The sequence below is a fragment of the Psychrobacter sp. T6-5 genome (genome assembly GCF_052258485.2).
Lineage (GTDB): Bacteria > Pseudomonadota > Gammaproteobacteria > Pseudomonadales > Moraxellaceae > Psychrobacter.
Genome location: NZ_JBQQEY020000001.1, coordinates 2,672,850 through 2,687,683, shown reverse-complemented (window position 1 = coordinate 2,687,683; position 14,834 = coordinate 2,672,850). Strand labels below are relative to the sequence as shown.

Here is a 14,834-nt window from a genome sequence, read left to right as displayed (position 1 = left end):
CTAAGCATTGAGGTTTTTACTTTTGTTAGAATTGATAGCATTATCAACGACTACTGCATAATAAATTTGCTTTTATGCAAGTTCTAGTCATAAATTAACCCTATCATTTATAGTCTTAATCATTATAATAGGCAGCAATCCTATGTTGGCGTTCAGGTTTTTGATTTGACAAACCACTTGCCAGTCAAATTAGTCCAAATCCAACATTGCGGCCAAAGACAAAACAAGGTATTAACCATTTCATTTTTTATTGAATTTATCATTTATTAGGAGCTTTTCATGGCTAACGAACGTACTTTATCTATCATCAAACCTGACGCAGTTGCTGGCAACCACATCGGCGCTATCTACAGCCGCTTTGAAGACGCGGGTCTAAAAATTGTTGCAGCCAAAATGCTACAACTTGATGATGAAAAAGCAGGTGGTTTCTATGCTGAGCACGCTGAGCGTCCATTCTACAATGACCTAAAATCTTTCATGATGTCAGGTCCAGTATTGGTATCAGTACTAGAAGGCGAAAACGCGATCGCTAAGCATCGTGAAATCATGGGCGCGACTAACCCGAAAGAAGCTGCTGAAGGCACTATCCGTGCTGACTTCGCGAGCAGCATCGACGAAAACGCGGTACATGGCTCAGATTCAGCTGAATCAGCAGCACGTGAAATCAGCTACTTCTTCAGCGATGACGAAGTTTGCGCACGTACGCGTTAATAGCAGCAGTTATTAATGTCAGCTATTATTTAGCATATTGATCGTTAATAATTGGTTGTGCAAGACGGCTTATATCTTATGGGTATAGGCCGTTTTCGCTATAGGTCGTTTTCGCTATTTGCCAATGGGTAACTTCGATTATAATAGCGCACTCTATATTGAAATTGTCCGACGTTTCCCTCATTATTAGTTTTAACTAGCGTTATCAATCCCTTATCAGCATGTTTTTACTCAATATTGATTTATTGTGTTATTGATTTTATTAAATTACTAAAGACCGCGCTCATAACGGATTGCTCATGCATTCCTGCCATACGTATGTACGGCAACGCTCATCTCAATAATTGCAGCGCTTATTTAAGCGCATGCAAAAAGGTTACCTATTATGTCAACTGTTCAAGCACCAACCCAGCACGTACCTACCAAGCTTACTGATAGTATTAAGCTAGTAGACGAGGCGCACGCAAAAACCAATCTATTAGGCATGACACAAGCACAGCTGTCTGATTACTTCAAAAGTATCGGTGAAAAGCCATTTCGTGCGACTCAGGTCATCAAGTGGATCTATCAGCATGGGGTGACGGACTTTGAACAAATGACCAACTTGAGTAAGTCATTGCGTGATAAATTATCACTCAATGCTTGTGTCGTACCGCCCAAGGTTATTCATCGTCAATACAGCGATGATGGCACGCGTAAATGGGTATTCGAAGTCACTGGTGGCTCGTTGGTCGAGACCGTATTGATTCCGGCTGATGACAGCAAACTCAATGGCCGCAAAACACTATGTGTGTCTTCACAAGTTGGCTGCGCACTCGATTGTAGTTTTTGTAGTACGGGCAAGCAAGGGTTTGAGCGTGATTTGAGTGCAGCTGAGATTATCGGACAGTTATGGGTGGCTAATGCTTCATATATGACAGATGAAAATGAAAGCTTAGAAAACGTGGATCATAGCCTATGGGAAAATAACGTCACCAACGTGGTGATGATGGGTATGGGCGAGCCGTTATTAAACTATAAGCCTGTGGTAGGCTCGATGGAGATCATGCTCAGCGATCATGCTTATGGACTATCAAAGCGCCGCGTCACGTTATCGACATCAGGTGTCGTGCCGAAAATGTATCAACTGGCGCAAGATATTGATGTGGCATTGGCTATTTCATTGCATGCACCAAACGATGAGCTGCGTAATGAATTAGTACCTATTAATAAGAAATATCCGTTAGATGAGCTGATTGCCGCTGCAAAAAACTACGTCTATGATGTCAATCCGCGTCATAAAAAGCATGTCACGATTGAGTATGTGATGCTTGATGGTGTCAATGATAGCAATGAGCATGCTCACCAGTTGGTCGCGTTATTAGAAGGGCTGCCAAGTAAGATAAACCTTATTCCGTTTAATCCGTTTCCGCATGCGCCGTACGACAAGTCAAGCAACAACCGCATTCATGCGTTTAGCAATATACTGAGTGAAGCTGGGTTTGTTTGCACCATTCGTCAAACACGCGGTGATGATATTGATGCCGCTTGTGGTCAGTTAGTTGGACAAGTGGCTGACCGTACCAGACGTTCAGCCGCATGGCAGCAGAGCATCAAAGATCGTGAAAATGTTTGATACGTTTTGCATATGGCAGGATAAATATCCGTCTTTTCTAAAAGCTTAGCTGTCTTTTATCTGTCGCAACGGTAATGAAAATGTATCAATAACGGTCAAGATTGAAGAACATAGCAATTAATAACAACTAAATTGTACTTATAGAGGCTAAATCTATTAAACTGATGCCTCGAAGATCGAATGCATTGAACCACAGTTTTATGATGGCGGCTATGATGACTTCTAAAAATTCTTATCAGTTGGTAGATCAAAAACCATTTTTCAACCTCTATAAAAAGGCAGGTGGGGTGACGAACCTAGTCACTGCACCAAAGTGCGCATTACTGGCCGCCGCACTCGCAGGATTATTGCTAAGTGGCTGTCAAAGTACGCCAAACAATGACTTGTCAGGCATCGCGCCTTATCAGACATCCACAAGGCCCAGCGGTGACCGCAATTTAGATCAGCAAGAAATTGCTCGTGTACGTACCTCACTTGCTGCACAATATATCCGCAAAAATGAGCTCGATACGGCGCAGCGTCAACTCGAAAAAGCCTTTTCTGCGGATAGCCGTTACGCGCCAGCCTATGATATGATGGGCGTTTTGTTGCAGCAAGAAGGCAGCCGCATTAATCTTGCAAAAGCCGATCAGTACTTTAAAAAAGCCATCGCGCTGGATAAAGACTTTGTGCAAGCACACAATAATTACGGTGTTTATTTATCACAGATGAAGCGCTATCGTGAGGCGGCGGAGCAGTTTGAGATTGCAGGCGCCTCATTAGGTTATGAAGGTCGTATCGGTGCGTTAGAGAATTTAGGGCGTACATACCTTCAGTTGGGTGACAATAGTGCCGCTGCTAAAGCGTTTTTGCGGGCCCTCGATGGCAATCGCAATAGTATTATTGCTCATATCGAGCTGGTAGATTTACTGCTAGAGCAGCAGCGTGTACCGCAGGCTCAGCGCTTGTATGACGAGACCTTGATATTGGTACAAGGGCAGGGCATTAGTCCTAGATTGCTCCTACAAGGTATCAAACTTGCGGCAGCACAAAACAACATTACAACTCGCCAGCAATTGGCACAGCAGCTTTTGTCCGCTTATCCATTGAGCGACGAAGCGAAACAACTCAAGACTTGGCTTAACAATCCAGAGGCACCATGGAAATGATCACCCCATCATCAAACACTCAATCTAACGCTCAGGGATCATTTGGTGCCACGTTGCAGCAAGCCCGTAAAACGAAGCAAGTCAGTTTAGAAGAGGCGGCCGCCGAGTTATTTATCTTAAAACGTCATCTAGAAGCACTAGAGAGCGAAAACTTTGCTGAATTACCGCAAGCGGCATTTGCTCGTGGCTTTGCTATTAACTATGCCAAATACTTGGGCCTAGACTCAGCCAAAATCGCAAGTAGCTTTGATGCCGCTTACCCCAATGAGCTCAAAGCCAAATCGGTCAACAATACTGATACACCATTGCAACCAATGGGTACGCTGCAGCGCGATACACATAATCGCATTCGTTTTAATCCGCTATTGATTATAGGTGTGATTGGACTCATTATTTTGGCAGTATTTTTATTTCGCATGGTGAGCAATGCGAGTAAAGAAAATAACCAAGAGCCTGTCTCTACTGTTGAAGATGTATCTGCTATTGAGCAAGCGCAAGGGGCTGCGATTAGCAATGATGCAAGTGGTGTCGGTGCGTCTGGCTCTGCGTTGAATTTAGGTGCTGCCAGTGCAGATACGGCTTTTTTAAACGTGAAGCTGACTGATGATGCTGTGGTTAGTATCACGGATGCATCGGGTAACAGTCTCATTAGCGGTTCACAGACGGCAGGTGACTATGACCTATCAGGTGTGCCACCGTTTAGTGTGCAAATTGACAATATCGATAATGTTAGCTTGATGCTCAATCAAGAAACGGTTGCTTTAGATACTTATGCAATGGATAAGCAAGCTACTTTTGAGCTAGTACCTTAGTCATCATTGGCCTCTTATCGAGCATGATTGCTAGTGTTTAATAAAACTACTATACGTCTAAGCTCATTTATATATACAAGCCTGTGGTTTTTCTATTTTTGATTCAAGGATTTATCTATGTCAATGCCATCGCCTATTAACCGCCGTTTGACCAAAAAAATCTATGTCGGCGATGTTGCGATTGGTGGTGATGCGCCAATTAGCGTACAGAGCATGACCAACACTGACACTTGTGATGTGGCGGCAACCGTCGCCCAAATCGAGCGCTGCGTAGAAGCTGGCGCTGATTTGATGCGCGTATCAACGCCGACGATGGATACCGTCAAAGCCTTTGGTGAGATTCGTAAACTGGTGAGCGTACCTTTGGTTGCAGATGTGCATTTTGATCATAAGATTGCCTTAGCAGTGGCTGAAGCCGGCGCTGACTGTTTGCGTATCAATCCTGGTAACATCGGTAGCGATGCAAAGGTGCGTGAAGTGGTTGCTTGTGCTAAGTATCACAATATCCCTATTCGTATTGGCGTCAACGCAGGCTCTTTAGAAAAAGACATTCAGCGTAAGTATACTGAGCCGACTGGGGAGGCGATGCTTGAGTCAGCAATGCGTCATATCGACATTTTAGAGCGTCTTAATTTTGACCAATACAAAGTGTCTGTCAAAGCCAGTAATGTGTTTTTGACATTGGATGCGTATCGCCTGCTATCAGCGCAGATTGATAACCCACTACATTTAGGCGTCACTGAAGCGGGTGTCTACCGTACTGGTGCTGTCAAATCTGCCATTGCGCTTGGTGGTCTCTTGTTAGACGGTATTGGCGATACTATTCGTATCTCCTTAGCGGCTGAGCCTGAAGAAGAGATTAAGATTGGTTTTGATATTTTAAAGTCGCTTAACATTCGCTCAAATGGCGTAAACTTTATCGCTTGCCCAAGTTGCTCGCGTCAAGAGTTTGACGTGATTAGAGTGATGACGGCATTAGAGTCACGTTTGGAAGACATCCGTGAACCAATGGATTTATCCGTAATCGGCTGTAAAGTAAATGGTCCAGGCGAAGCAAAAGAGGCAGATATTGGTATCGTTGGTGCCGCACCAAGATCACTGGTATACCGTATGGGTCAAAAAAGCCATCTTATCGATACCGACAATTTAGTCGATGAAATAGAAAGTATGGTTCGCGCCCATGCAGAAGATTTGGCAAAAAAGCGCGAGAACGAGATTATTCGCGTAAAATAAGTCGCAATATAGGTGTCTGCTTTTTGCTGTGTAAACAAAGGGTAGGTAGCACATTTTTTATGTTAATACGTAGATAATAACAATAGACATAACTGTTAAATTTTAAGGACATGACCGTATCATGATTAAAGCTATTAAAGGGTTTAATGACATTTTGCCTGACCAATCAGCAAAGTGGCTGCATCTAGAAGCGATATTGGCTGATGTACTTGGTAGATATGGTTATGAGCATATTCGCTTGCCTATCGTTGAGCAAACCGATCTGTTTGCCCGTGCTATTGGCGGCGCGACAGATATCGTTGAAAAAGAGATGTACAGCTTCACTGATAAATCTGAGCCACCGACGCCTTTGGCCTTGCGTCCTGAAGGTACAGCAGGGGCAGTACGTGCCGTTATCGAGCATAACTTATTGCGTGGGGACACGCCGAAGCTTTGGTACGTTGGTCCAATGTTCCGCTATGAGCGTCCGCAAAAAGGCCGCTATCGTCAGTTTCATCAGCTAGGTGTCGAAAGCTTTGGTAGTGCGCTACCAGACGCTGATGCTGAGCTGATTGCAATGACGCATCTGATGTGGCAAGAACTGGGCCTAAAAGATGAGATGCACTTACAACTAAACAGCCTAGGTGAGCTTGATGAGCGCCACGCCTATCGCGAAGCATTGGTTGCCTATTTGACGGACAAAAAAGATCAGTTAGACGAAGACAGCAAACGTCGCTTGACGACCAACCCACTACGTATCTTAGATAGTAAAGAAGCGAGTACGCAGGCAGTATTAGCAGACGCACCAAAGCTTGCTGACTTCTTGGGTACAGATAGCGTGACGCATTTCGAACAAGTCCAAGCTTATCTGACTGCGCTTGGTATCGATTTTGAGATCAATCCACATCTGGTGCGCGGGCTTGATTATTATAATAAAACGGTTTTTGAGTGGGTAACGGACAAGCTTGGCAGTCAAGCGACGGTGTGTGCCGGTGGTCGTTATGACGGTCTGGTTGGACAATTAAAGTCCATAGGTACAAACGATGATAAGTCAGAAAAAAAACCTGTAAAATCTGAACCGGCAATTGGTTTTGCGATGGGGCTAGAGCGCTTGTTGCTACTGATGGAAGCCGTGGCACCGATTGCTGACAAACCCGCTTGTGATGTCTTCGTTGTGGCGCATCCTGAGGTTTATAGTGCAGGTATCAGCTATGCACAAAACCTACGTTATAGTCGTCCAGATGTACGTGTGAAGATGGCAAGTGCAACGAGTCTAAAAGCGCAAATGAAAAAGGCAGATAAGTCAGGCGCAGCATTGACAGTCATCATCGCACAGCAAGAGCTGGATGATAATACCATCAGCATCAAAGACATGCAGACGGGTGAGCAGCAGACTGTCACACAAGATTGGCTATCGAGTAAAGATAATTTTTCTCGTAAATAATCGCCTTGCAACACCGCAGTTTTGATTTTGGCATCAGCAATTTAATGTACATTTTATCAGGTAAATATATATGGCTCTGACCCCCAATTCGCCGAATGCAGACAACTCCATGCAAGCATTAAAGCAATATGGTAGTTATATTGTCACTGCGATTTTGTTGGCACTGGCTGCTTATTTTGGCTGGACATACTGGCAGAACAACCATGCGCGAGTAGATACTGTCGCCGCTGATCAATATGCCGATATCCAGCGATTGAATGAAGAAGTCAGCTTGGCTTCGCAAAATCCAGATCTAGAAGCCGACGCGCAAGAGTCGCTTGTACAGAGCCGCACACAGCTAGATAAAGATATTGATACTTTAGTTAGTACGCATGGTGAGTCAGTTTATGCCTGGCAAGCGCTGATGATAAAAGCTCGTCAACAGGTCGATAATGATGATTTTACGGCGGCAGCTGAGACATTCAAGCAAGCACTCGCCATTGATTTAGGTGATGCTGGTCTAAAGGCAATTACTCAGCTGCGTTATGCCAAGACGTTACTGGCGACAGGCGATGCAGATGCGGCCTTGTCAGAAGCCAACAACGATATGCCAAGCTCGTTTGAAGCCAGTCAACAAGAACTGCTGGGTGATATCTACTTGGCACAAGACAACAAAGAATCAGCGATTAAGTCTTACAATAATGCTTGGGAGCTATTACGTAGCCGCCAAGAAACGCGTGCAGTATTGGCTTTAAAGATGGAAAGCTTGGGTATCACCCCTGAGCCAATTGCTGGGCCCACCAGTCTTATTCAAGAATCAGCTACTCCTGAACAGCCATTGGTGGTTGAAAACTTAGAAAGTACGAGCGTTGAAGCTGCTCAGTAAGTCACTAAGCTCAGTAAATCACTAAGAGAGTATTTAATAATAGCAATCGACTAAATGCTTTTTGATACGACGTCATAATGACTAATGTGCTGTTGGCCAATGTACTAATTAATAATAATTCATTTGTAGTGAGAACATATAATGACTCAATCTATTCGCTCTAGCAAAATGTTAAAAACTACGTTAAGTAGTCAGACTATCAAGAAGACAGTCATGCATGTGGCAGTACTTGCCGTAATGAGCACTGCAGTGATTGGGTGTAACCGCGGCATCAAGCCAGTGGTTAATGACCCAGTAAAATTGGTACAAATTGCGCAACCGATCAGCGTGCTCCAGCCAGTATTTAGCACCGATGTGGGTAATAAAAAAGCCAGTAAGAAAGACCCTCTAGATTTGCAAGTTGGTTACGCCAATGGGCAAATCGTTACGGCATCACGTGGTGGTGATCTGATAGGGTTTAATCAGGCAGGCGAGCGCTTATGGTCGATTAACGTCGGTGATCAGATCACAGGCGGTGTGGCGTTGGATGCGTTAAGTCAGACAGCGGTTGTGAGTACTCGCAATGGTCAAGTAATGGCGTTTGATACTACGACTGGCGCAAAACGCTGGCAGCAGCAGTTGTCAGGGTCGGTATTGTCCCCAGCGCTTATCAGTAATAATCGTGTGGTGTTATCAGCGAACGATGGCTTCTTGCATGGCTTATCACTACAGACTGGTGAATCAGTGTGGCAGTTTGCGACGCAAGTACCAGCGATCAGCGTGCGCGGTAGTGCGGCACCAACTTTGCTAGATAATGAAACGGCATTATTAGCGACTGCTGATGGTCGTTTGCATGCAGTCACCGTTGATAATGGCTTACCAAAGTGGTCAAGACGTGTTGGCATTGGGTCTGGAAGTAGCGAAGTTGAGCGCATGAGCGATGTCGATGGCAAACCTATCGTGGATAAAAACCAGCTGTTTGCGATTAGTTATAGTGGTCAGCTATTGGGTATTGATTTGGCCTCACGTCAAGTGATGTTCGTCAATGAGCTTGCTAGTTTAAAAGCACTTGCAGTCAACCCTCAGCAAGTGATTGCTACTAGCCTAGATGGTAAAGTGGTTGCCTATGATCGTAATAGTGGCGAGACATTATGGGAAAGTGAGGCACTGGCTTATCGTGACCTAACCAATCCTGTCATGATTGGCAATTATATTGCAGTCGGTGATTTTGACGGCGTGGTACATTTATTTGACCCTGCTACTGGCAATATCGTTAGCCGCGTGCAGACAAAAGGGGCGTTGACGAACTTGCAAGTACAAGGCAATCGTCTTATGACCCAAAGCACGTCAGGACAAGTTGCTATCTGGCAGTTAACGCGCTGATAAGACAGTACACTGGTTTTTATCTATAAAACACAAACGCTGCTTAGTCAGCGTTTAGTGCCTTGTGTAAATCGCTTGTTTAAGTACAGGCTTTCGCGTACTCTATGCGACCGATGTGCTAACCATATATACTATATATAATTTAGTCGTCCCAATTATTTTTTAGCTAAAAAATAGCCAGCTACTATTTTTGCTATTGTTTTATCATTCATTTTAATTTGCGGTTAAGTGCAGCCCTATTCGTTACTATTGTTATATCAGTGGTCATAAGAATAATTGTACTGTCCGTCATTGTGCCTTTCACTGAGAGTAACCCATGAGTATCAAGCCTGTGGTCGCCTTAATTGGTCGTCCAAACGTCGGTAAATCCACCTTATTTAATCAGTTCACAAAAAGTCGGCAGGCATTGGTTGCTGATTTGTCGGGATTGACTCGTGACCGTCAATACGGTGATGCGACTTATGAAGATAAATCTTTCATCGTTGTGGATACTGGTGGTATTGGTGAAGCAGATGACGGCAGCGGTAATATCGATGATTATATGTCTGAGCAGTCGCATACCGCGATTCACGAAGCAGATATCATTGTGTTCGTCGTTGATGCTCGTGCTGGTATGATCGGTGCTGATGCTGAGATTGGCAAGTTTTTGCATACCCTAGGCAAACCGGTCTATGTCGTTGCCAATAAAGTTGATGGCGTCCATGATTCAGCGCCAGCAGAGTTCTATGCACTAGGATTAGGCGAGCCGTATCCGATGGCAGCCAGCCATGGTCGCGGTGTAGGCAACTTGCTTGAAGTGCTAACGGCTGATATGCCTGAGCAAGAGAATATAGTAGAGCCAAGAGGGTTGAAGCTTGCCATCATTGGTCGTCCAAACGTTGGTAAATCAACGCTAGTTAACCGTCTGTTGGGCGAAGAACGAGTGGTGGTATTCGATATGCCTGGTACGACGCGTGATAGTATTTATATTCCTTATCAGCGTGAGGGCAGAGACTACGTATTAATCGATACGGCTGGTGTACGTCGCCGCGGTAAAATTGATGAAAAAGTAGAAAAATTCTCTGTTATCAAAACCTTGCAAGCGATTGAAGACTCTAATGTAACCGTCATTGTCATTGATGCGCACGAAGGTATTGTTGACCAAGATTTGCATATGATTGGTTATGCGCTTGATGCTGGTCGTGCTCTAGTCGTCGCGATCAACAAATGGGATGGTTTGACGCCAGATCAAAGAGATTATATTAAGCTTGAGATGGATCGTCGTTTTAACTTTATCCCATATGTAAAAGTGCATTTAATATCAGCGCTACATGGGACTGGTGTGGGTAATTTATATCCATCTATCTTGCGTGCTTATAAGTCTTCGATGTTTGAAGTCTCGACCAATCGCTTAACGCAAATCTTGCAAGACGCTGTCACTGCCAATCCGCCACCAACTATTGCTGGCCGCCGTATTAAGCTACGTTATGCACATATCGGTGGTCACAACCCACCTGTTATCGTGATCCATGGTAATCAAACCAGCGCGCTTCCTAAGAGCTATCAGCGTTATCTAGAGAACCAGTTCCGTCAAGTATTTAAGCTTGAAGGTACGCCGCTCAACGTCATCTTTAAACAAAATGACAACCCATACGCCAATAAGAGCGACACACCAACCAAGGCAAAAACACAACAATTGCGTCAGCGTGAGCGCAATCGTGCAAAGAAATTCACTACTAAAGATAAAAAGTCTCGTTAATTACATAATCTGCTATGACTTATTTTATCGTGCAACTCAGCAGGGTAAAATAAAAAAGCACTATAATCATATAGTGCTTTTTTTAGCAGTTCAGTATACTCGCTAATTACCTGAATCTTTCGCTTATCACATCTCTCAAATACCTGTAATATAAGTAAAACTTTTCTTGACTCAGTAGAGTGATATGAACAATCGTTCGTCTCAAACCATTTCTATGCTCATTTGGCGCTCTGTTGGACAGGCCGTAATTTTGGCTCTGCTGGCAGGTTTTGTATTGCCTTTTATTTATGGTTTGGTGCATCACTACCAAGAAAAGCATCAGCATATACAGCAGTTAGCCTCGTTACTAACAACCAGTGCATCGACGCCAGACGGCGCTGACGTCGTCGCTGAGCAAGTGAATGTTTTATTAGAAAATGAGCCGAGCATTCAGAGTATTGTGTTTTATTCCACATCCCAGCCTATCAACGATATCAGCCAATCACTAGATGACTGGAAAAATGCTTTATTTGCCGATACGGTCAGTTTTAACTATCCTGTCGTTAGTAAGTCTGAAGATTTTGAGAGTGTCAGACCCAATAAACCCACATCTAATCAGCAGTTAGCGACAGATCTATCTGAGAGTATGAGCGCGTCATCAGTTACGGATGAATCGATCGGTAACACGAATAGGAATAACACGCTGATTGGCTATATCAACATCACCATGGATGTGAAAGTACTGCGTTCACATTGGTTTCGTAGCATTATTCCGTTGTGGCTGACCACATTACTACTGACTATTATTTCAGGTATATATATTTTCCGTAAGCTGAATTGGCCGGTCAAAGATATCGAAGCGTTAAATGGTGTCTGCGGTATTATCATCAAAAACGCAGAGCTAGAGCAGCTACCTATTATTCCGCAGCGCTTTAACTTTCAAGAACTGACACAAATAAAAAAGGCCTTGGCTATCCTGTTTGGTCGACTGCAAGAAGCCAAGCAAGGATATGATACGCTTGCTGCCTTTGAGCAGCAACTACATAACAAAGATGTCTCGCTTGATGTGCAGTTGCATAATTTCCAAAGCATGATTACCCATGAGCTAAAAACATCGCTCAATGCTATCGTGGGTGGGCTACAGTTATTGGACTATGAAACCTTAACTAGAGAGCAAAAAGACGCTGTCGAAATTATCAGCAACGGCAGTGATAAATTGGTGCTGTCACTGGATCATATTATTCAATTAAATCAGATACAAAAAGGACAGATAAAAATTCATAACAATGAATTTAATCCGTTACAGTTGATATCTGATCTTTTGATAAAGTTTGAACCTATAGCCAATCAACAAGGTTTAGCGTTAACCAGTAACATTCATCATGTAGATTATAGCCTTTATGGAGACTCAGCAAAAATTCAGCAAATATTATCCATATTAGTCAGTAATGCCATTAAATTTACTCCTGCTGGGCAGGTAGTGATCACGTCACAACTGACGCATTTTGATAAAAGCAATCGTTGGAAAATCAGTGTCAAAGATACGGGCATCGGTATTGATAGCAATCATATTGATGATATTTTCAATCCTTTCTTTCAAGTGGATTCGTCACAAACGCGCCAATATGAAGGCTCAGGTGTGGGCTTGCCTGTGGTGAAGCAAATGGTGCAGCTCATGGGAGCGACGATCGAAGTTGATAGTACCTTGGGGTCAGGGACGCAGTTTACCCTGACGTTAGTGATGCCGAATCAACAGCAATCTCGCCAGCAGCGGCTACTAAATGGTCTAACGATTATTTATTATTATGATCAAGAGACCGGTACTTTATTCAATGAGCTAGAGTATCTGGGCGCTACGGTTATTTGCCATCAAGACACACAGCAAGTCATGAATGAGATAAAAGCGCAGAAAGTGGATATGGTGATGTTCGCTGAGGACGTACTCGCGGACAAAGCTGAGCTATTAGCAAAACTTATTCGCCAACATGAAAACGAAGAAAGCGTGCAACGTGCTCTATTGATATACTGGTATCCCCAACATCAAGCGCGTTATGTCGATAATTTCGAGTATGGTTTAAAGGCAGCCGGCATCGATTACTGTCATAGTACGACCTATGAATATAAGACTTTGAGTGACTTGCTAAAACGTTGGTTAGTATGGACCTAAAACACTCTCCAAACATTCTCAAAAAATAGGTTTGGCTTTTTGAAATCGTACAGCCTGTTAGATGTAATGTTTTGATAAATGAACAAGCCAAGATTTTTTTACAATAAATAAAAAAGACGCCCAATTTTAAGGCGTCTTTTTTATTGTGTAATTTTCTCATAATGAGAGGCTTTGCTATAGCCCTCTATTTATAAAAATAGAACAGTTCTTAGAACAGATTCTGCGCCCAGCGTACAATATGTTGCCAAGTACGGCTCAAGAATCCTGACTGTGCGACATCATTAGTGGCAATAATAGGGACAGATGCGACAGCTTTACCATCAATAACGGCCATCATCTTACCGATTTCTTGACCTTTCTTAATCGGTGCTTCTAGGCTGTCAGGAATATCAACCACGGTCGTGATTTTATTCTTCTGCGTTTTACTGGTCAGGATTTGTAAGTTATCACCCGTTGCCAGTTCCACCTCATCAGCTTCTCCGAACCATACTGGAACTTTGCTGACGAACTGACCAGCAGGCGCTTTGGTCACTGTGGTGAAGTGGCCAAAGCCCCAGTTGAGTAGTTCACGCGATTGATCGGCACGAGCCTGCTGGCTCTTGGTGCCCATGATGACAGAAATCAGACGCATACCGTCGCGGTTACTCGAAGCCACTAAGCAATAACCTGCCGCATCGGTATGACCGGTTTTTAGACCATCAACCGTAGGATCGGTTGCAAGTAGGGCATTGCGGTTGCCCTGAGTGATACCATTATAGGTAAACTCTTTTTCGGAATAAATGCTGTAATAATCACCGCTGTTTTTGACAATAGCGCGAGCAAGTTTGGCTAGATCTAGCGCTGATGCTTGGTGACCTTCAGCAGGCATCCCAGTAGAGTTGACGAAATGAGAGTTTTCCATACCAAGCTTTTGCGCTTGCTCATTCATCAAGATCGCAAATGATGCTTCGCTACCCGCGATATGCTCAGCCATGGCTTTTGACGCATCATTACCTGATTGAATGATAATACCGCGTAGCATATCGATGACACTAGCGGTCTTATTGACTGGCACATACATGCAAGACTGACTGCTGCTACCACGGCACCATGCATTTTGGCTCATGAGTACTTGGTCGTCTTCTTTGAGATCGCCTGATGCTAAGCGCTGTTCGATGATATAACTGGTCATCATTTTTGTCAGAGACGCTGGCGGTAATGACTCATTCGCATTTTTTTGACCCAAGATCTCACCAGTATTATAGTCCATCAATACATAGGCGGTATTATCCATCTCAGGTGGTTGTATGGCTGCGTTTGCCATCACTGCACTCATTGAGATACTTACACCAACTACCAGCTGTACTAGCTGATTTTTTATACGCTTTACTGTCATATATCATTACACCGCATCATGGAACCAAATGTATCTATCGCTTGTATTCAGTGTCAATTTTCATACATTATTTTAAGCAGCATGCCTTAAACATCATGTCTAAAATAATGTATTAATCAAAACAAGAACAACCGTACGATAGACATAAAATTAACGCCTTATCTTAGCAAAATGCCAACCGATGGGGAATCGATAAATGCAAAAAAGTAAGGCATGAATAAAAAGAAAAGCGAGTAGGTATCAAGTGTTTGCTCTTACTAACCTATAGATAGCTTTCGATCATTACAAATTCAACGACCACAAAAAAGCCTGCTGTACCGCTTGTGGTTTATAAGCGGAATGACAGCAAGCTTTTATGTTCATTAAACTTAATGGGTAAGTGTAGAGTATTGTTCTTGATAATGAG

The 14,834-nt window shown here is 43.6% G+C and carries 11 protein-coding genes; 10 read left to right on the top strand and 1 reads right to left on the bottom strand.

Going from position 1 to position 14,834, the window contains the following annotated elements; genetic code table 11:
- The first annotated feature begins 279 nt into the window (after positions 1 to 279).
- The 10 genes from ndk (at position 280) to ACTXGK_RS26065 (ending at position 13,053) form a co-directional block, all read left to right on the top strand.
- A complete protein-coding gene (gene ndk / locus ACTXGK_RS26110; RefSeq protein ID WP_075106325.1) occupies positions 280 to 711 on the top strand; it encodes a nucleoside-diphosphate kinase in 432 nt (143 codons plus the stop codon).
- A gap of 385 nt (positions 712 to 1,096) precedes the next feature.
- A complete protein-coding gene (gene rlmN / locus ACTXGK_RS26105) occupies positions 1,097 to 2,326 on the top strand; it encodes a dual-specificity RNA methyltransferase RlmN (RefSeq protein WP_443517610.1) in 1,230 nt (409 codons plus the stop codon).
- A 212-nt stretch (positions 2,327 to 2,538) separates the two neighbouring features.
- On the top strand, positions 2,539 to 3,474 hold the full coding sequence (gene pilW, locus ACTXGK_RS26100) for a type IV pilus biogenesis/stability protein PilW (protein ID WP_443517611.1): 936 nt from the start codon (positions 2,539 to 2,541) through the stop codon (positions 3,472 to 3,474).
- On the top strand, positions 3,471 to 4,286 hold the full coding sequence (locus tag ACTXGK_RS26095; RefSeq protein ID WP_443517661.1) for a helix-turn-helix domain-containing protein: 816 nt from the start codon (positions 3,471 to 3,473) through the stop codon (positions 4,284 to 4,286). The genes pilW and ACTXGK_RS26095 overlap by 4 nt, the downstream gene beginning before the upstream one ends.
- Before the next feature lie 117 nt (positions 4,287 to 4,403).
- Positions 4,404 to 5,519, top strand: coding sequence for a flavodoxin-dependent (E)-4-hydroxy-3-methylbut-2-enyl-diphosphate synthase (ispG, locus tag ACTXGK_RS26090; RefSeq protein ID WP_238038487.1), 1,116 nt, complete (start codon positions 4,404 to 4,406; stop codon positions 5,517 to 5,519).
- A 121-nt stretch (positions 5,520 to 5,640) separates the two neighbouring features.
- Positions 5,641 to 6,942 carry a histidine--tRNA ligase gene (gene hisS / locus ACTXGK_RS26085; protein ID WP_443517612.1) on the top strand — a complete coding sequence of 434 codons (1,302 nt, stop codon included), beginning with the start codon at positions 5,641 to 5,643 and terminating at the stop codon, positions 6,940 to 6,942.
- Positions 6,943 to 7,012: 70 nt separating this feature from the next.
- Positions 7,013 to 7,807 carry a YfgM family protein gene (locus ACTXGK_RS26080; RefSeq protein ID WP_443517613.1) on the top strand — a complete coding sequence of 265 codons (795 nt, stop codon included), beginning with the start codon at positions 7,013 to 7,015 and terminating at the stop codon, positions 7,805 to 7,807.
- A 141-nt stretch (positions 7,808 to 7,948) separates the two neighbouring features.
- Positions 7,949 to 9,169: an outer membrane protein assembly factor BamB gene (gene bamB, locus ACTXGK_RS26075; protein ID WP_443517614.1), complete on the top strand. Its 1,221-nt coding sequence runs from the start codon at positions 7,949 to 7,951 to the stop codon at positions 9,167 to 9,169.
- A gap of 316 nt (positions 9,170 to 9,485) precedes the next feature.
- Entirely contained in the window at positions 9,486 to 10,907 is a 1,422-nt protein-coding gene (gene der, locus ACTXGK_RS26070) for a ribosome biogenesis GTPase Der (RefSeq protein ID WP_443517615.1), read from the top strand.
- Positions 10,908 to 11,091: 184 nt separating this feature from the next.
- Positions 11,092 to 13,053: a sensor histidine kinase gene (locus tag ACTXGK_RS26065; RefSeq protein WP_443517616.1), complete on the top strand. Its 1,962-nt coding sequence runs from the start codon at positions 11,092 to 11,094 to the stop codon at positions 13,051 to 13,053.
- Between the two features lie 208 nt (positions 13,054 to 13,261).
- On the opposite strand, the gene ACTXGK_RS26060 is transcribed toward ACTXGK_RS26065, so the two are convergent.
- On the bottom strand, positions 13,262 to 14,428 hold the full coding sequence (locus ACTXGK_RS26060) for a D-alanyl-D-alanine carboxypeptidase family protein (RefSeq protein WP_443517617.1): 1,167 nt from the start codon (positions 14,426 to 14,428) through the stop codon (positions 13,262 to 13,264).
- Positions 14,429 to 14,834 lie beyond the last annotated feature (406 nt).